Genomic DNA, 18161 nt, shown 5'->3' with positions numbered 1-18161 from the left:
TTCAGTGAACGGCCTCGGTCATATACAGACCGGCAACACCGGCGATTATCAGCGTAATGAAGAATATCTTCTGGACCGTCACGATCTCACGGAAATAAAAGAATCCGATGAGCGCGACAAGGGCCGTCCCGACACCCGACCAGACGGCATAGGCGACACCGACGTCGATCTTTTTGAGCGCAAAGGTCAAGGCGATAAAGGAACATCCGTAAAAAAAGAAAATGAGAAGTGACGGCAGGAATTTTTCCATGCCGTTGGACAGCTTCATGGATACGGTGCCAAAGACTTCAAAAACAATTGCGGCTATCAGCAAAGACCAATAGAGCATACACTTCCTCCGGGATAATTCCTTGTAGACCGTGATGGTGCTGTTCGGGGACGGCTGACCCCTCGACCCCTCGACCCCTTGAACCCTTGAAACCTTTTTTGAAACTAGATGGTAAAAGAACAAAAAAAGGGCACATCACCGGTGCCCTTTTCGTGTTTCTACAATGTATACGTTGCGGTTACATCGGGGGGAGCGAATCCACCGGAACCACATAGGGCCGGGGTGCGCCAGCGGTCTTCCGGGCGCTTTCAACTTCGTTCACGGTGTATCCGCTTCGCGGGATCCTGAGGACCTGGTCCGGATAGATAAGGTCAGGATCCTGTACCTGGTCCTTGTTGGCATCATATATGAGAGGCCACATGAAGGGATCGTTGTAAACGTCCTCGTACTCGGCTATCCACCAGAGACATTCACCTTTCGTGACGACATGACTTTCTTCGGCGGGCTTGGCGGCCATTGCCGTGTCGAGAACCGATCCGATCTCTTCAAGCGGCACTTCTTCCACAACGATCTCTTCCTCGACTGTCACCTCTGGGGGTTGCTCATTGACAATCGCGACCGGTGATGACTTCAAGAGACCGCCTTCGTCCCCCTTCGGACATTCCTTGCAGCAGCATCCTGAAATGAAAAAGATAAGGCCGACGGAGAGAAACATAATAACGATTACTTTTGATACCGTGGTTTTTGCCATGTCCATCACTCCTTTTTTTGTGGGGCGCCTAGGGAAAGGAAATTATTTGTCAATACATAACGACTTATAGTTTTGTTCATCCTCTTTGTCAAGGAAAATTACTACGTTCCGTGGATTTTGTCATAGCATTTCGTTCGATATCGCGCGACAAAAACCAGACACAGGGCAACCCTCTTCCAGGGGGTGCTCATTTTCTACAGCAATTTCAACGAAAGCTCGCGTAATTGTTCCGCCCCGACCTCGGAGGGAGCACCCGTCATAAGGCAGGTCGCGCTGGTGGTTTTCGGAAAGGCGATCACATCACGGATGGAATCAGTCCCAGCCATGAGCATGATTATTCTATCGAGGCCGAAGGCGATGCCGCCGTGAGGAGGCGCACCGTATTCCAGCGCATCAAGCAGAAATCCGAATTTCAGCCGGGCTTCCTCCTCGCCGATCCCGAGCACCTTGAAGATCAGCGACTGAGTGTCCCGCCGGTGGATACGGATACTGCCGCCGCCGATCTCGGAGCCGTTCAGCACAAGGTCGTATGCCCGTGCCTTGACTGCACCGGGGTTTGAGGTGAGCTCGGGTACGTCTTCCGTTACGGGTGCCGTGAAAGGATGATGGTTCGCGAGGAAGCGACCCTCCGTTTCACTGTACTCAAAGAGGGGAAATTCGGTGATCCAGGTGAATGCATAGGCCTGCGGGTTGACCAGGTTCAATTTTGCAGCGAGATGGGTCCGGAGATTTCCCAGTGATTCATGCACCACCTTCGGTGTTCCGGCCACGAAGAGGATCGTTGATTCCGCCATTGCCCCCGTTTGCCTGTTGATGGCATCTATTTCCTCGGCCTTCAGGAACTTGGTGAGCGAGGAGGTCCAGCCCTCGGACGTGACACGGGCCCAGAGAATCCCCTTCGCTCCATAGGTCGATACGAACTCGCCGAGCCCGTCGAGCTCTTTGCGCGAAAGCGACGTACCCGGAGGGATGCAGATGGCCTTTATGACACCTCCTGCTTCAACGGTTTCTCTGAAGAGCCGAAAATCCGTCACAGCTGCCGTTTGGGTCACGTCCTTCAACTCAAGTCCGAACCGAACATCCGGATTGTCACGGCCGAACCGTTCGATGGCCTCTCGATAGGTCAGACGGGGAAAGGGAGTCTGAACTTCCCTGCCGATCCCGGCAGAGAATATGTGTGAGATGAGACCTTCCATGGTACCGATGATATCTTCCTCGTTAATATAGGACATTTCAACGTCTATCTGAGTGAATTCAGGCTGCCGGTCGGCCCGGAGGTCTTCATCGCGGAAACACTTGACGACCTGGAAATACCGGTCGAACCCTGAGACCATGAGAAGCTGTTTGAAGAGTTGCGGGGACTGCGGCAGCGCATAGAACATGCCGGGATTGACGCGGCTCGGCACCAGGTAATCGCGTGCCCCCTCGGGGGTGCTTTTTGTGAGGAACGGTGTCTCGATCTCAACGAATCCCTGTCGTGCAAGATAATTTCTCGCCTCTATGGCGACAGTGCTCCGGAGTATCAGGTTCCGCTGAATATGCTGCCGCCTCAGATCCAGGTATCGATAGGTCAGAAGCAGCGTTTCCGATATGTCCTGGGCAGACTCTATCTGAAAGGGAGGTGTTCTGGACTCGTTCAGGATTTCCAGATCCACGGCGACGACCTCGATCTCGCCGGTCGCCATGGTGCGGTTGATCATTTCCTCCGGCCTGAGGTGGACGGTTCCCTTCACGGCAAGAACGAATTCATTCCGGACCCGGCGGGCACGTTCATGGACGTCACCGTTTACTTCGGGGTTGAAGACGACCTGCACGATTCCCTGCCGGTCCCTGAGATCGACGAATATCAGATTCCCCAGGTCCCTTCTTCGATGTGCCCAGCCCATGAGCGTGACCGTGGTTCCGGCATCGCCGGCGTTCAAATCGCCGCAATAATGTGTTCTTTTTTCTTTTCCTATGAAATCCGTCACGATGGTTTCACCTTTGGATATCTGTAAGCATTCCAGTTATTTATCAGTGGATTCGACGACCAGCAGCGGAGCCAGTGTTTCAAGGGCGCCATCGATACTTTTGGTGACGATAGCGCGCTGTTCCTTTGTGATCATGTTTCTCAACGGTGCTTCTCCCTTTTTCATTTCTTCTTCGCCCACGATCAGGGTGAATGGGCAGTTCAGCTTGTCCGATCGTTTCATCTGGCTTTTCAGGCTCTTTACGGAAAAGTCGGTCTCGGCCTTTATGCCCCTTTTCCTGAGGGCGTTGCAGAGAAGAAAAGCAAAATGCCGGGCTTCTTCTCCAAGGGAGGCGATATAGAGATCGGGACGGTCCAGATATTCCTCGTTCTCTTTCGGTATCATGGAGACGAGGCGTTCGAAGCCGATGGCGAAGCCGATGCCGGGTATGGCGGGACCTCCGAGAAGCTCGACGAGACCATCATATCTTCCGCCGCCCGTTACGGCGTTCTGGGCACCCAGGGCGTGCGTGGTGATCTCAAAGGCCGTTCGCGTATAATAATCGAGTCCCCTGACCATCTGCTTGTTCACGCCGTATGAAATGTCGAGATCATCAAGATATGCCCGAACTCGATCGAAATGGTCGATACACTCAGGGCAGAGGAAATCCAGCATCAGCGGCGCGCCGGCTATGATCTCCCGGCAGCTTTCGACCTTGCAGTCAAAGACACGCAATGGATTTGTCTCGAGCCGGCGACGGCAATCCTCGCAAAGCCCGTCACGGCGTTCATTGAGAAAGGCGAGGAGCCGCGGCTTGAATGAAGGGCGGCATTGAGCGCACCCGAGCGAGTTCAATTCAAGATTGAGCTCCGTGAGACCGACCGCTTCGAGAAAATGGATCAGCATGAAAAGAAGGTCCGCGTCGACATGAGGATCTTCCTGGCCTATGTATTCAACGTTTATCTGGTGGAACTGCCGGAATCTGCCTTTCTGCGGGCGCTCTCGACGGAACATGGGGCCGATGGTGTAGAGTTTCGCCAGCGGATACGTTTCGTACAGGTGGTGCTCCACATAGGCGCGGATGACCGATGCCGTCGCTTCTGGCCGGAGTGTCAGGTACTCATTGTTCCGGTCAAGGAAAGTGTACATTTCTTTCTCGACGATATCCGTCGTTTCCCCGATACCCCGTTTGAAGAGTTCCGTCTTTTCGAGAATGGGAATGCCGATTTCCTGGATACCGAAATCGGCGAATATCCTTCGTGCGGTACTTTCAACGGCATGCCACTTGCCGGCCTCGTCCGGTAAAATATCCTTGAACCCTCTTACTGATGTGATCTTGGCCATATTCTCATGAACTCCCCTGTCTCAGAGCGTGAGTTGATAGCATATTTACCCTTGAAAAGCAATTAATTGTGATGACTTCACGGGCTTTGCATGGATTATGGATTAGAGGATTACGGATTACGGATTACGGATTACGGATTACGAATCCCGATCCCCGCCCCCTTATTCCCCTGGGCATACAAAGCAATCTCATTTATTACGGTTTTACAGATTTTTGTAAAGGGACTAATTTTACCAACGTCATACATGTTACTGATCGGGAACACCATGACACCTTACGGTGATCTCCTCTTCATTGATCGTGACGGTAACGGCGCCGTCCAGGTCGGTTCGGAAAAACCCGGCACCCGCCTCACGGTACCGGAGGAGCACGTCGGCATGAGGAAACCCGAAGGTATTAAAATAACCGCAACTGCACAAGGCAAATCGAGGACGCACGTGTTCGAGGAAAAACCGGTTGCTTGACGTGGGACAACCGTGATGGGGAACAAGTATGACAGTGCTTTCAAGGTCACACCCGGTATCAACAAGCCGTTTCTCTGCGGGTTCTCCGATATCCGCCGGAAGCAGTATACTGCGACCGCGATGAAACACTTTGAGCACAAGTCCCCGGTTGTTCGTATCACCGGGGAAGAAGTTCCGACCGATCTCACTGTCCGGCGGGGGCGGACTTAACACCGAGATGAACGAATCACCGATGGTGACGGGCACCGAGCCGGCATGCATGATCCGATGGGGAATATTCCGTGCCGTCATGATACGCCGGAACTCCCGGTATTGTTCGGTGTCGGTTCCGTCGCCGTTCGTCCATACCTCTCCGATGGAGAAATGTTTCAGGATGTATGGCAGCCCGCCCAGATGGTCGCAATCTGGATGGGTCAGCACAACGATATCGAGCCTGTTGATCCCCTCATGGCGTAAAAAAGGGGAAACGGCATACCGCCCGACATCGAAATGACGGCTGTAGAAACCGCCGCCGTCGACAAGCATGGTCCCGCCTCCGGGGAATTGCAGCAGCGCGGAACTCCCCTGGCCGACATCGATGCAGGTGATCGCGAGGTCATGACGGAAATATCGCCGTAGATGAGGGAATCCTGCAGCGGCAAAAGTGGTGAGGACCAGCAGACAGAGCGCGGCCGCCAGGCCGGCATGAACGGGGCGACGTTCCTTTTTTCTTCGAAGGACCGGGATCGCCGCGGCAACGCTGAGATAATAGAGAACGATAACCGCCGGAGACGGGGTGGCGACCATCAGAACAGACCGGGGAATACCGGCAAGCAATGTTATGATGGACACGGTGAATTTCGTAATGAGCGATGCCAGGCCCAGGAAAAAAAGAGCAATTCCGGAGGATACGGGAGCGATTATGATAAACAACATTGCCAGGGGAAGGGCGGCGAAGCCGATCAGCGGAACCACGATGATGTTCGCAACCAGGGTGATCAGGGAGATCTTGTTGAAATAAAAGGCCGTCAGGGGGGCCGTTCCGATAGTGGCGCAAAGGGTCACCATCGAAAAGAGTATGAATGAACGCCGGATACGACCGTATCGGCCGGCCGTTGCGGTCACATCCATTGGAAACAGGGAATTGAGGAGGGGCATGATGACAACAATGGCCGTCACGGCGGCAAAGGACAGTTGGAAGGAAACGGCGAAAAGAGCGGGTGGGTCGATCAGCAGGATAATGAACGCTGCAAGAGCGATGGTATTGACCGGATCGCGATCCCTGCCGACATAAAAGGAAAGCAGAAAGGTCAGGATCATGATGGTGGCGCGAAAGGTCGATATGCCGCATCCGGTGATACAGAAATAGCCGATGATAACGAAGGCGCAGGGAAAAGCGCAGAAACGCTGAATATCAAAACGGAGAAGGAGACAGGGCCATTGCTTCATAAGACCCTGAAGTCCGAAAAAGAACAGAGATGCGATGATGCCGACATGCAGTCCTGATATGGCGAGAATATGGGACACCCCCGCGTTTGAAAACATCTCGTACATCTCCTGAGAAATCCCGCTCCGGTCGCCGAGCGTGAGGGCACGAAGAATTCCCTGTTCAGGCTGCTGCAGGGCGTCTTGTATCATATCGCTCAGCGAGGTTCGGTAGTTCTCGATGATCGATCGCAAAATGTTTCCCCGGTTTCTCCTCAGGACGGTAATATCCGAAGGCCTGCTGACCGATGCCTGGAAACGGATTTCCTGATAGAGGAGGTGACGGCGATAATCAAATCCTCCGGGATTGTTGAAATTGCGAGGTATTCTAAGCGTGGTGAAAACACGGATATAATCGCCGTAGCGGAAGGGATATGTGTTGTTCGCAACAGACAGGCGGATCTTGCCTTTTACCCGCTGGAAACGGTTTTCTCTCAGGATGCCCGATGCCTGTATGATCAGAACGGTACCGTTTTCCATGAATCGGGGAGGTTCGTCGACGATTCCCTCAAGAACGATTTTTTCACGTTCCACACGGTAGTTGTCGAGGTCCGTCACGCGAGGTGGGGGATACAGGTACCGGTTTATGAGAAGCGCACCCAGGAAGAAGAAGGACAGGACGATGAACATGAACGAGCAGTTTGTCTTCCCGTATATCAGTGATACAAGAAGGAATATCATCGTGATGAAAAGGAGGGACAGGAGGACAATGTTGCATACTGATATGGCTTGTCCGAAGAAAATCCCTATCGACAGGGCGGTGAGCAGAAAAACGACCGGCCGGCTCATATAACTGTCATTCCTTTTTGTTTTGTGGGGGATGTACGTGAAATCGGGGAAGACGAAACGATAAAATTAGTGTATTAAATACCACGAATACTCAAAATAAGGCAATACAAAGGTGAAAGAAACGATCGTGGAAACATTTCATGACACGGCGGAAAGGCCACTGACGAATCGTCTGGGCTGGCTGATGTTTTTCCGCGTCGTCATTGTTTCCGTTCTTCTGGGGATCAGCGCTTACATACAGCTGAAAGGAACCGTGTCGGCATCGGTAACATTACAGTACTTTCTCTATATCATAATCGCCGCAACCTATATTCTTTCGATCCTGTATGTTTTCATGTCGCGCATCGTCAGAAGCATTGCGTTCAATGTCTACATTCAAAGCGTCGTCGACGTGCTGTTGATAACGGCGCTCGTCTTCGTAACGGGCGGCATAGACAGCATGTATGCGACGCTCTACCCCATGGTGATCATCTATACCGTGCTTTTCATAGAAAGACGGGGAGGCATCCTGGTCGCCACGCTCTGCAGTGTCCTATACGGACTTCTGCTTGAAATGGAATTTTTCGGGTTCATAAGCCCGATCTACACGGAGGTCCGGCCCTATGCCTTCAGCGCCGGCTCAGTATTCTCGAGAATTTTAGCTAACGTTGTTTCCTTTTATATTATTGCCTTCCTGGCGAGTTTCGTCGTTGAACAGGAAAAGCGCATGAGAGCGTTGCTGTCGGAGCGGGAAAGCGCTTTCGATAATCTCGACCTCCTGCATAGAAGCATCATCGAGTCGGTGAACTCGGGGATCATAACCACCGACCTTGCGGGAAACATCAAGTCCTTCAACAAGGCGGCGGAGGTCATCTGCTCCAGATCGCTCGGCGGATACAAAGACCGGCCCATGAACAGCCTCTTCCCGGACATTACCGAACAGATGAACGGGGAGGTGAAGAATTTTGAATTCACCTATATGACCGAGGATTGGAAAAGAATGATTCTCGGCTTTTCCATGCATCCCCTGGTCGACAGTTCGGGAAGTGAGATCGGACGTATCCTGATATTTGAGGACCTGACAACAATAAAGGAAATGGAGCATGAAGTGGAGAGGAACAAGCGTCTTGCCCTGATAGGAGAAATGACCGCTGTTCTTGCCCATGAACTGCGCACGCCCCTTGCGTCCATCGGTGGTTCCGTGGAGCTTCTCAAACGTGATCTGCGGCTTGATGGAACGGATCGTCGATTGATGGATATCATATTGCGGGGAAAGGACCAGGTCGAGGGGCTCGTACGGGACTTCCTGCTCCTTGCCCGGCCGCAGGAGGGAAACTATACTGAAATAGACATCAGGGAAATGTTGACTAATATAGTGGAATCTGTCCAGGTCAATCCGGACTGGCATGATGATATCACGATAACCTGTTCCTTCGCTGATTCGAACACGCTCCGGGGAAACCAGCTGGAGATCCGACAGGCCCTGTGGAATCTGGTCATCAATTCGATCCAGGCGTTGCATGATGGCGGGACACTCAGCCTGAAAACGGAAATAATCGCCGATGCTCGAAATCGGGAGCTTCTGGAAATATCGGTCACCGATACCGGATGCGGCATAGAGGAACAACACATGGACAGGATCCTGGAGCCGTTTTTTACGACAAAGGAAATGGGCACGGGGTTGGGCCTGGCGATCGTGAACAGGATCGTCAAGAGCCACAGCGGAACGTTCACCGTGATGAGCCGTCCGAACGAAGGTACACGGTGCAGCATTCTGCTTCCTTTGAATGAACACGGGAGGTAGCCGATGGTATCAATACTGGTGGTGGACGATGACCAGGGAATGCGGGACTTTCTCGAGATCATGCTGACCAGGGAAGGCTATAAGGTTAAAACGGCACCGGGAGGCAGAGAAGCCCTCAATATCTGTAAGAAAAACAAATTCGACCTGGTCCTGACGGATCTCAAGATGCCGAAATTCAGTGGCATCGATCTCCTCAGGGCCGTCAAGGAAATATCACCGGAAACAATGATCGTTGTTATTACCGCTTTCGCTTCCGGTGAGACGGCCCTTGAAGCCATGAAGGAAGGCGCCTATGACTATATAGAAAAGGATTTCGATATCGAGGAGCTCAAGGTGATCGTGAAAGACGCCCTCAAGAAAAAAGGCGTTCGTGAAGGAGATGTCAGGTTCATCAAAAGTGTTGAGGATGCCGTTTCCTTTGGGGGCATGATCGGCGCCAGTAAAGGAATGATAAAGGTCTACCAGTTGATAAAAAAAGTCGCCGATACCACGGCAAATGTTCTGATACTCGGCGAAAGCGGTACGGGGAAAGAGCTGGTCGCCCGCGCGATCCATGAGTACAGCCCGCGCAGGAAAAATGCCTTTGTCGTCATCAATTGCGGTGGGATACCGGAAACCCTGCTGGAAAGCGAGCTCTTCGGGTATATGAAAGGGTCCTTCAGCGGGGCTTACGCCGACAAGGCGGGTCTGTTCGAGAACGCGAACGGCGGCACCATCTTTCTTGACGAGATCGGTGAACTTTCCCCCTTCCTCCAGGTCAAGCTTCTACGGGCCGTTCAGGAAAAAACCATTCGGAGAATCGGCGGGACCGATGATTTCAGGGTCGATGTACGTATCATTTCCGCCACAAATCAGGACCTCGAGGAGCGGGTTGAAAAGGGTGAGTTCAGAGAGGACCTCTTTTATCGATTAAACGTGATCCCCGTGAACGTCCCCCCGCTCAGGGATAGAAAAGATGATATTCCGTTACTGGTAAAGCACTTTATTGAAAAATATTCCCGTGAAATGGGCAAGGAAGTGAACAGGATGTCGTCATACGGGCTGGAACTACTGATGGAATATCCCTTTCCGGGAAATATCAGGGAACTTGAAAATATAATAGAACGAAGCGTCGCCCTGGAGACGACGAACATCATCCTTCCCGAGAATCTGGTCATAACGCAGAAAGGAGAGACCAATCCCGCCGTATATGCCGACTCCGATATCCCCGATGAAGGGATCGATCTTGCCGAGGAGGTCGCCCGATTCGAGAGGACTCTGATAGAAAAGGCGCTCAAAAAGGCCCAGGGTTCAAAGACCAGAGCGGCCCAGTACCTGAACGAGAATTTTGACTCTCTTCGTTACAAGATCAAGAAATTGGGTATTCAGTAGAAAATTTTTCCGAAAACCGGTAAATATTTTCGATTTCTCCGGAGCGTGGAACGGTATTCCCCCGGATATAATTCACATGATGGATATGAATAAAATAAGTGATATCAAGCGGTAGTCCTCCTTTTTTGAATGATTGCAGGAAGCTCAATGAAGTGTGGCATGAAGATTGCTCCAATTGACTATCAAATGCACAATAAGGTGCGGACGTTCTCTCCGGAGAATGTCGGGGCTTAAAAAACTACTTTAAGGAGGCAGGAACCATGTTGATGAAACTGAACAAAAAGAGAGGACAGAAAGGTTTTACCCTGATCGAACTGATGATCGTCATCGCGATTATCGGTATTCTCGCGGCCATCGCCATCCCGCAGTTCACGGCATACCGCCAGAGAGGTTTCAACGCGGCGGCCAACGCGGACTGTAAGAACGCCTATACGGCGGCGCAGGCCTATTTTTCAGAGAACCCCACGGGAACCGTCACAGAGGCCCTTCTCACGGCTAATGGGTGGAACAAATCAAGTGGTGTAACGCTCACGGTCACCGACGGCTCGATGACTGGTCTGAGTATGGCCACGTCACATGCAAACGGTACACTGACTTATACGGTCGATGCCGCCGGTGTGATCACATCAGCTGCAACTCCGTAATATGAAGCCGGATTTTACCATTTGAAACACAAGGGGGAGGCGAACCCAAGATGCCTCCCCCTTGTTGTTTCTGATGGTATTTCCTGAGTGCCTAAGTGCCTGGGTGAGGAAAATCGTGATTCGGGATACGTAATCCGTAATCCTCTAATCCGTAATCCGTAATCCTGAAATTATATCGCTTAACGCCTCACACTTCACGTACGGTTGTATTTCTTTAAAATATCTTGCGTTTTTCACATTCATTTTTTACTATCCGTCAGTAGTCGTATTCATTCAACGATAATGTCAGACGTGAGAATGTGGGGAGGTAGAGATACATAAAGGGGGGTATGGGGGTGTATAAACGTCGGTACGGAAAAGTAAGTGGATTTACCCTGGTGGAAATAATGGCTGTCATCGCCATTATCACCATCCTGATGTCTATCGCCATTCCGCAATTCATTCAGTACCGCCAGAAGGGCTATAACGCGGAGGCGAAATCCGACGCAAGAAATTTTTACAGTTGCGCGAGTGCATACGCAACACTCAATGAAAGCGTCGTTTTTGACAGGAGCAATCTACCGGACGCATATACGGGAAGGACCATGGTAGGAGGAAAATATACCTTTGATGCAGGAACCCGCATGGTCACCTGTGATGCGACCTTCAGGCACGACGAAGGCACGATCACCTATGTCGTCGACGATAACGGTAATATCACAGAATATCAATAAGCTAGAAGTGGCAAAGGGGCAAAGCGACAAAGCGACGTAGTGAAAATCACAAAACATAAGACAGAAGCACCAACGCAACTGTAAAGCAATACTGATTTTCCGAATAACAATTCCTGATTCTTGAATCCCGCACCCTTAAAAAAAGTTTCAATGGCAACTTCAAAAGGGATCTGCACGGGGTCTCGTGAATTTTTCACTTTGCCACTTTGTCGCTTTGCCCCTTTGCCACTGACTGTAGATGTATCAAAAACGTTTCGGGCCAGGCGAAAAAGGGATGTGCAGTGAGGGGTGAAAAACCCACTTCAGCCGGCATGCAGTAGCCGATCTTCCCACATCATCCTTGCATTCCTCGGTTTCATTCTTTAGACTACCATCGTTACCACGACGAGGCATACGATGCACGGGCATGTCGATGAATATCTGAACTACCTGGCCGTTGAACGGGGACTTTCACGCAATACGCTGGAAGCGTACAGCCGTGACCTGAACCGCTTCGTCGGGTTTCTCGAATCGCGAGATCACAGAGATTTTGAAGAAGTAACACCGGATGTCGTTATTTCGTTCCTTGCGTTATTGCGGGGGGGTGGATTACAGGCAACGTCCGTGAACAGAAGCCTCGCCTGCATCAGGGGATTATACAAACACCTGCTCAGGGAAAATGTGCTGGAGAAAAACCCGGTTGCCCACATCGAGCTCGCGAAGGTGTGGATGCGACTTCCCGATACGTTATCGGTTGCCGAAATGCGCATGCTCCTCGAAAAACCTGGCAGTGAGACGCCGGCTGCGATCAGGGATACGGCTATGCTCGAACTGATGTACGCAACGGGGATCCGTGTGTCGGAAATGATATCTCTAACCATGAACAATATCAACTGGCAGGTGGGGTATCTGATCGTGGTGGGCAAGGGAAACAAGGAGCGCATCGTACCGGTAGGGAGGAAAGCGCTTGACCGCCTTCGTACCTATATCGATGCGGCCCGTCCGGTTTTGCTCAAAGGTGTCCGCTCGGATGTGATTTTCCTGAACAGATCGGGAAGAGGCCTGACAAGGCAGGGATTCTGGAAGATCCTGAAAAAGTATGCCGGACTTTGCGGCATTCAGAAAAAGGTGCATCCCCATACCTTTCGTCATTCTTTTGCGACACACCTTCTTGACGGTGGCGCGGATCTGAGGGCCGTCCAGGTGATGCTGGGGCATGCCGACATATCAACCACACAGATATACACGCATATTACCCGGGAGAGACTGAAGGACATACACAGAAAATATCATCCGAGAGGATAGGAACGGGGCATGGAATATTACAAAGAGCGGAAAGATGTTGACTCGGAACCGCGAAAAAGAAAGCGAATCTGGATACCGCTGACGGTGGCAGCAGCGGCATTCCTGGCGGGCGTGCTTATTACCCTGAGCGTTCCGGGAGTTGTGGACCGGGCCGCGGATCTCTGCGGCCGGGCACGAAACGCCTTTTTCTGCACGGTCATGGGAGAACGACCGGGATTATATTTTCTTGTCGTCGAGAAAAACGGAGAAGACTTCCGGCTCACAGAAGGAGACTCATTTGAGGTCACCTATCGGGATGAGTTCGTCGTCAAGGACATTTCCACCGATTCGATTTTCAACCGGGGCATAACCGTCGATGTTGAGGGGATCGGGACCGGGGATGACCTGGGAAGACTGCTCCAGGGGCAGGCGCTCATCGATCAGGTCGTTTCAGGAAAACATGAAAGTAACATGAATATCGTCGTCAATTACAGGGGGAAGGCAATCGCGGCGATACCCATGATCATTTCCGTTACCGCACAGGACTGGCTGCGCTTTGCCAAACAATCAGAGGAAGAAACATCACGCATCGATTACCTCGAACGGGCCGTTGAAATGAAACCGGAAGATATTGCCGTGAGAAAAACTCTGGCCCATCTGTATGTGGTGTCAGGAGCACAGGAGAAAGGGATTGCGGAATATGAGAAGGTCCTGAAGCTCAAACCGGATGACCTTCCTTCTCTGATAGAACTTTCCCGGCTCTATCTGGAACGGGCAAAGTATCAGGAGGTCCTGCCCGTCTACCGCCGGATCATTCGACTTAACCCCAGGGATGACGGGGCATACGCGAATATCGCCTATGCTTACGGGAAGCTGGAAAACTGGAAACGGGCGGCGGCGAATTATCGGGTTTCTCTGAAATTGAATCCGGAAATGATCGAAGTCCGGTATCGGCTTGCGGAGGCTTACGAAAAATTGGGGGAGACCGCCGATGCGATAGGCGAATATGAGCAGGTCCTCTCGAGCATGCCGGGTAATGTGGTTGTCATGAGCGCACTTGCCGATGCCTATCTGAGGACCAGGAAATATGACAATGCAGTGGAACTGTATCGGAAGATCATTGCCAGGCAGCCGAGCAATGCCGCGGCCTACGCTAATATCGGCCTTGCTTACAGCGGTCTTGGGAACGTGACGAGAGAGATCGCAAACTACGAAAAGGCTCTGTCCCTCAGTCCCAAAGACGCCGTAATCCGTTACAACCTTGCGACGGCCTATGAAAAAGCAAAGCGTTTCAAGGAGGCGGTCGACCTGTATACCAAGGTCCTCGAACTGAAGCCGAACGACGGGGATGCCCTGTCGAAGCTCGCGGCCCTCAGACTGCGGGAAAAAGATTATGAGGATGCGCGGGACCTGTATAAAAAAATACTCGCCGGTGACCCTGACAACCTCGAAGCACACGCCGGGATCGGCATTGCAAACTCCGCTCTTGGAGATTACAAAAATGCCGTGAAAAGTCTTGAAAAAGCAGTGCAGGGCGGGATGAAAAGCGACGCGGTCAGATATGCCCTGGCCCTGTCCTACAGAAAAACGGGAAATGAAAAGGCCGCCGTGTCGCAGTTCGAAAAATACAACGCATCACACCGCGATGAAGAGGTTCTTACCTATCTCGCGCAATACTATATGAAAACGAAAAAGTATGATAAAGCTATCGCCGCCTATCGGGACATGATAAAAATCGATTCAAAACGGGCCGATTTTTATGCGAACCTTGCATATCTTTACGGATTGAAAGGCGATAATGATCGGGCTCTCAAAAATTATGAAGCGGCGCTTCGATATGACCGGGAGGATGATTCCATCTATTTCGGCATGGGATCGATCTATGAGAAAAAAGGAATGTTCGAGGAAGCTTACGAAATGTACCGGAACGCCCATGAGATAAATCCGGGGGCCGCGGAGGCGGCACAAAAGATGACGACCATGAAGATAAAGATGTTGCAGCAGAAACACGGGGGAAGTCAGTGATGAAGAAGATCCGTCTGAAGGATTTTTCCATAGGAGGCGACGAACCCTTCGTTCTCATCGCGGGTCCCTGTGTTATCGAGAACGAGGAATCCACTCTGTCGGCGGCGGAGTTTCTGAAAGATCTGACGGGGACACTGGGGATACCGTTCATTTTCAAGTCATCCTTCGACAAGGCGAACCGCACATCAAAGGATTCGTACCGGGGACCGGGGCTTGAGGAGGGTCTCAGAATACTGAACAGGGTCAAGAGAGAAATGTCCGTTCCCGTACTTTCCGATGTACACCGCTTCGAGGAAATAGAAGCCGCATGCGATGTACTTGATGTCGTGCAGGTCCCTGCCTTTCTCTGCAGGCAGACCGATTTTGTCATGGAAGTGGCCCGACGTGCGGCCATCGTCAATATAAAGAAGGGACAATTTCTGGCACCCTGGGACATATCGCAGGTGATCGAAAAGGTCTTTGCGGCGGGCAATAAGCGCGTAATGGTAACCGAGCGCGGTGTGAGCTTCGGCTATAATACCCTTGTGGCCGACATGCGGTCCATCCCACTGATGAGAGGGTTCGGTTCCCCGGTGGTTTTCGATGCGACACACAGTGTCCAGTCACCCGGTGGTGCGGGGACATGCTCGGGCGGGGACCGGGAAATGGCCTTTCACCTGGCGCGGGCGGCGGCCGCGGTCGGTGTCGATGGGATTTTCATGGAAGTCCATGAGCGGCCCGACAAGGCGCTCTGTGACGGTCCTAATTCAATTGCAATGGCAGAACTTCCCGACATACTGAAGATCCTGAAAGAAATCGATGAAACGGTGAAGAGAATACATTATGAACGAGAAAAAGAATGATATACGGCGGCGCGTAGCTCCGGTTGCCCTGCTGATCCTCGATGTGGACGGGGTGCTGACGGATGGACGGATCATCATTGATGATCAGGGAGCGGAGTCTAAACAGTTTCATGTCAGGGACGGCCATGGACTGAAACTGCTCATGCGTTCGGGTATAGAGGTCCTTTTCCTGACGGGAAGAACATCCCGCGTTGTTGAGCACAGGGCCAATGAGCTCGGTGTCGGTGGGGTATATCAGGGTATCAAGGACAAGGGACGGGTGCTCGATGAGATCCTCGAGGATCGTGGTTTAAGCGGTGAGCGGGTCGCCTATGTGGGTGATGATGTGGTGGACATACCTGTTTTCCGAAAAGTGGGTTTTGCGATTGCCGTCGCCGATGCGCCCGATTATGTGAGGCAACGGGCTCATTATGTGACCGCAACACGGGGAGGTGAGGGAGCGGTCAGGGAGGTCTGTGATCTGATCCTGAAAATACAGGGGAATTGGCATACCGTGACCGAACGATACAGTATGGAGGAAACCGGTCATATGCCTTTACATAACGAGGACTGAATGCTATATTTTTCAATAAAATTTAGTATGGAATGCGGTACTACCCTTGATGAAAAAAGTTTTTACGGGAATCATTCTCGTAATCATAGTTGGTTTCGCGGCACTGATGGTTCTTTCCCAGGGGAAAATGAGCGGGGTGGCTCTCACCATCCTTCCTGATAATGTCAATCTTCAGATAACGGATGTTCATTTTACGGAAGTCGGTGATCCGGATGCTTCCTGGGAAATAGGAGCCGATCAGGCGACCTATATGAAGCAGGAGAACCTGTCGATCTTCAAGAACGTCCGTATCCGCCTCATCACATCTCACGGGGCCGCCTATGTATTGACGGCTCGGGAAGGGACCCTCCATACCGACACCGGCAATATCGAAGTATATGGGAACGTGGTCGTACGTTCCGATCAGAATGAGGAAATACGAACGGAACAGGCACTTTACAAAGCGGAAAAAAAGGAAATATCAGCGGAGGGACCGGTGATCGTCGAGAACCGGACCATGACGATAGAAGGTGGTGGTATGACACTGTTCCTCAGGGACAGGAGGCTTGAGATGACTTCCCATGTCCGTGCCCGGATAGAGGGAATGAAACATCAGGGAGAAGCGGTGAAGGGACTGCATGTTCAGAAAACATAACATATTTATATACCTGATCGTTTTCATCATCCCGGTATTTCTCAGCCCGCCAGTTCTTCATTCGATGCAGACACAGCAGGGGAATGCGATAACGATACTCTCCGATCGCCTCGATGCATACGAGGATGACAGGCTGGTGGTGTTTTCCGGTAATGTCGTCGTGAACCGCGATGACGTGACAATGAAATCCGATTCCCTCTATCTGTATTATTCGGATGAACAGGGGGGAACACCGGATACGGTTCGTCAGGGTATTACGGAGAACAGCGCCATTGAGAGGATCGAAGCCCGGGGAAATGTGGAGATCCGACAGGGCGAAAAGCTCGTGAGGGGGAACAACGCGCTCTTTTCAAACCGGGACCAGACGATCACGGTTACGGGAGACGTCGTGATGCAGGAGGGTACGCAGGTCATCCAGGGAGAACGGATGATCATATTCCTCTCCGAGAACCGGGGAACCGTTGAAAGTTCCGACGGTAAGAGAGTTCGGGCCACGATCTATCCGGCACAGGAGAACGAGTCCGGGGGGAAAAGCCCCGAACATGATGGCGGACCGGCCCAATGATGCTGACAGCGGAATCACTGGTAAAGTCGTTTAACGGCAGAACGGTCGTCAATGATGTAACCATGTCCATACGACAGGGCGAGGTTGTCGGGCTTCTCGGGCCCAACGGTGCGGGAAAGACAACGACGTTTTACATCATTGTTGGGCTTATCAGGCCTGATTCAGGCAGGGTCCTCCTGAACGGCGGGGATATCAGCCTGGATCCCATGTATCTCAGGGCGCGCAAGGGAATTAATTATCTTCCCCAGGAGCCCTCGGTATTCAGAAAACTTACCGTGAGGGATAACGTTCAAGCGATACTTGAAACCCTTCCGGGAAGTGATGAGGAAAAAAAGGAAAAGCTCCGGCAGCTTCTGCGGGAACTGGATCTCACTCATCTGGCGGATAATATGGCGTACTCGCTTTCAGGGGGTGAACGCCGCCGTGTCGAGATAACCCGGGCGCTGGTAACGTCACCACGCTATATGCTTCTCGATGAACCTTTCGCCGGGATTGATCCGCTCGCGGTTGCCGACATTCAGAACATTATCAGAAAGCTCAGGGAGCGCGGGATCGGGGTGTTGATCTCGGACCATAATGTTCGAGAAACTCTCAAGGTCTGTGACCGGGCGTACATAGTCAACGAGGGGACCATCCTGATCGAGGGTGATCCTGTCGACATCGCCGGCAGCGAGGTGGCCCGCACCTTTTATCTCGGCAAGGATTTTGATCTGTAGGGCAGGATGGTATGCCGGGGGT

16 protein-coding genes are annotated in these 18161 nt (G+C 52.0%); 11 read left to right on the top strand and 5 right to left on the bottom strand.

Annotated elements, in window-relative coordinates:
• Position 1: 1 nt before the first annotated feature.
• The 5 genes from JXO48_02490 to JXO48_02470 form a co-directional block, all read right to left on the bottom strand.
• Positions 2-328, bottom strand: a complete 327-nt coding sequence (locus JXO48_02490; protein MBN2282736.1) for a multidrug efflux SMR transporter — start codon at positions 326-328, stop codon at positions 2-4.
• 178 nt (positions 329-506) lie between these two features.
• The gene (locus tag JXO48_02485) at positions 507-785 is read right to left on the bottom strand and encodes a LysM peptidoglycan-binding domain-containing protein (protein ID MBN2282735.1); all 279 of its coding nucleotides are present in this window, start codon (positions 783-785) and stop codon (positions 507-509) included.
• A gap of 428 nt (positions 786-1213) precedes the next feature.
• Positions 1214-2989, bottom strand: a complete 1776-nt coding sequence (aspS, locus tag JXO48_02480) for an aspartate--tRNA ligase (protein MBN2282734.1) — start codon at positions 2987-2989, stop codon at positions 1214-1216.
• A gap of 36 nt (positions 2990-3025) precedes the next feature.
• Positions 3026-4312: a histidine--tRNA ligase gene (locus tag JXO48_02475; GenBank protein MBN2282733.1), complete on the bottom strand. Its 1287-nt coding sequence runs from the start codon at positions 4310-4312 to the stop codon at positions 3026-3028.
• A 249-nt stretch (positions 4313-4561) separates the two neighbouring features.
• Positions 4562-7030: a DNA internalization-related competence protein ComEC/Rec2 gene (locus JXO48_02470; protein ID MBN2282732.1), complete on the bottom strand. Its 2469-nt coding sequence runs from the start codon at positions 7028-7030 to the stop codon at positions 4562-4564.
• A gap of 127 nt (positions 7031-7157) precedes the next feature.
• Here JXO48_02470 and JXO48_02465 point away from each other — a divergent pair, with 127 nt between their 5' ends.
• From JXO48_02465 to lptB, 11 genes are all read left to right on the top strand, one after another.
• Complete coding sequence (locus JXO48_02465) at positions 7158-8813, top strand: hypothetical protein (GenBank protein MBN2282731.1); 1656 nt, start codon at positions 7158-7160, stop codon at positions 8811-8813.
• A 3-nt stretch (positions 8814-8816) separates the two neighbouring features.
• Positions 8817-10184 (top strand): sigma-54-dependent Fis family transcriptional regulator, encoded by a 1368-nt coding sequence (locus JXO48_02460; protein ID MBN2282730.1) that lies wholly within the window; start codon positions 8817-8819, stop codon positions 10182-10184.
• Positions 10185-10444: 260 nt separating this feature from the next.
• Positions 10445-10828 carry a prepilin-type N-terminal cleavage/methylation domain-containing protein gene (locus JXO48_02455; protein ID MBN2282729.1) on the top strand — a complete coding sequence of 128 codons (384 nt, stop codon included), beginning with the start codon at positions 10445-10447 and terminating at the stop codon, positions 10826-10828.
• Between the two features lie 329 nt (positions 10829-11157).
• The gene (locus JXO48_02450; GenBank protein ID MBN2282728.1) at positions 11158-11541 is read left to right on the top strand and encodes a type II secretion system protein; all 384 of its coding nucleotides are present in this window, start codon (positions 11158-11160) and stop codon (positions 11539-11541) included.
• A 396-nt stretch (positions 11542-11937) separates the two neighbouring features.
• A complete protein-coding gene (gene xerD, locus JXO48_02445) occupies positions 11938-12825 on the top strand; it encodes a site-specific tyrosine recombinase XerD (protein MBN2282727.1) in 888 nt (295 codons plus the stop codon).
• A gap of 9 nt (positions 12826-12834) precedes the next feature.
• Positions 12835-14829 carry a tetratricopeptide repeat protein gene (locus tag JXO48_02440; GenBank protein ID MBN2282726.1) on the top strand — a complete coding sequence of 665 codons (1995 nt, stop codon included), beginning with the start codon at positions 12835-12837 and terminating at the stop codon, positions 14827-14829.
• Positions 14826-15671: a 3-deoxy-8-phosphooctulonate synthase gene (gene kdsA, locus JXO48_02435; GenBank protein MBN2282725.1), complete on the top strand. Its 846-nt coding sequence runs from the start codon at positions 14826-14828 to the stop codon at positions 15669-15671. The genes JXO48_02440 and kdsA overlap by 4 nt, the downstream gene beginning before the upstream one ends.
• A 1-nt stretch (position 15672) precedes the next feature.
• Complete coding sequence (locus tag JXO48_02430; GenBank protein ID MBN2282724.1) at positions 15673-16224, top strand: HAD hydrolase family protein; 552 nt, start codon at positions 15673-15675, stop codon at positions 16222-16224.
• Positions 16225-16273: 49 nt separating this feature from the next.
• Positions 16274-16858: an LPS export ABC transporter periplasmic protein LptC gene (gene lptC, locus JXO48_02425; protein ID MBN2282723.1), complete on the top strand. Its 585-nt coding sequence runs from the start codon at positions 16274-16276 to the stop codon at positions 16856-16858.
• Positions 16842-17423: a hypothetical protein gene (locus JXO48_02420; GenBank protein ID MBN2282722.1), complete on the top strand. Its 582-nt coding sequence runs from the start codon at positions 16842-16844 to the stop codon at positions 17421-17423. Before lptC ends, JXO48_02420 begins: the two co-directional genes overlap by 17 nt.
• The gene (gene lptB, locus JXO48_02415) at positions 17420-18139 is read left to right on the top strand and encodes an LPS export ABC transporter ATP-binding protein (GenBank protein ID MBN2282721.1); all 720 of its coding nucleotides are present in this window, start codon (positions 17420-17422) and stop codon (positions 18137-18139) included. Before JXO48_02420 ends, lptB begins: the two co-directional genes overlap by 4 nt.
• Positions 18140-18161: the final 22 nt, after the last annotated feature.

The organism is Deltaproteobacteria bacterium (genome assembly GCA_016933965.1).
Taxonomy (GTDB): domain Bacteria; phylum Desulfobacterota; class Syntrophia; order Syntrophales; family UBA2210; genus JAFGTS01.
The sequence above is the reverse complement of the archived record's forward strand: the minus strand, read 5'-3'. Positions and strand labels throughout refer to the sequence as shown.

What these genes read in the sequence shown, in the direction of transcription:
- JXO48_02450 (MBN2282728.1), top strand. Translation starts at nt 11,158, where the DNA reads ATGGGGGTGTATAAACGTCGGTACGGAAAAGTAAGTGGATTTACCCTG.
- JXO48_02420 (MBN2282722.1), top strand. Translation starts at nt 16,842, where the DNA reads ATGTTCAGAAAACATAACATATTTATATACCTGATCGTTTTCATCATC.
- lptC (MBN2282723.1), top strand. Translation starts at nt 16,274, where the DNA reads ATGAAAAAAGTTTTTACGGGAATCATTCTCGTAATCATAGTTGGTTTC.
- JXO48_02485 (MBN2282735.1), bottom strand. Translation starts at nt 785, where the DNA reads ATGGCCGCCAAGCCCGCCGAAGAAAGTCATGTCGTCACGAAAGGTGAA.
- JXO48_02460 (MBN2282730.1), top strand. Translation starts at nt 8,817, where the DNA reads ATGGTATCAATACTGGTGGTGGACGATGACCAGGGAATGCGGGACTTT.
- JXO48_02470 (MBN2282732.1), bottom strand. Translation starts at nt 7,030, where the DNA reads ATGAGCCGGCCGGTCGTTTTTCTGCTCACCGCCCTGTCGATAGGGATT.
- JXO48_02490 (MBN2282736.1), bottom strand. Translation starts at nt 328, where the DNA reads ATGCTCTATTGGTCTTTGCTGATAGCCGCAATTGTTTTTGAAGTCTTT.
- JXO48_02475 (MBN2282733.1), bottom strand. Translation starts at nt 4,312, where the DNA reads ATGGCCAAGATCACATCAGTAAGAGGGTTCAAGGATATTTTACCGGAC.
- JXO48_02440 (MBN2282726.1), top strand. Translation starts at nt 12,835, where the DNA reads ATGGAATATTACAAAGAGCGGAAAGATGTTGACTCGGAACCGCGAAAA.
- lptB (MBN2282721.1), top strand. Translation starts at nt 17,420, where the DNA reads ATGATGCTGACAGCGGAATCACTGGTAAAGTCGTTTAACGGCAGAACG.
- xerD (MBN2282727.1), top strand. Translation starts at nt 11,938, where the DNA reads ATGCACGGGCATGTCGATGAATATCTGAACTACCTGGCCGTTGAACGG.
- JXO48_02455 (MBN2282729.1), top strand. Translation starts at nt 10,445, where the DNA reads ATGTTGATGAAACTGAACAAAAAGAGAGGACAGAAAGGTTTTACCCTG.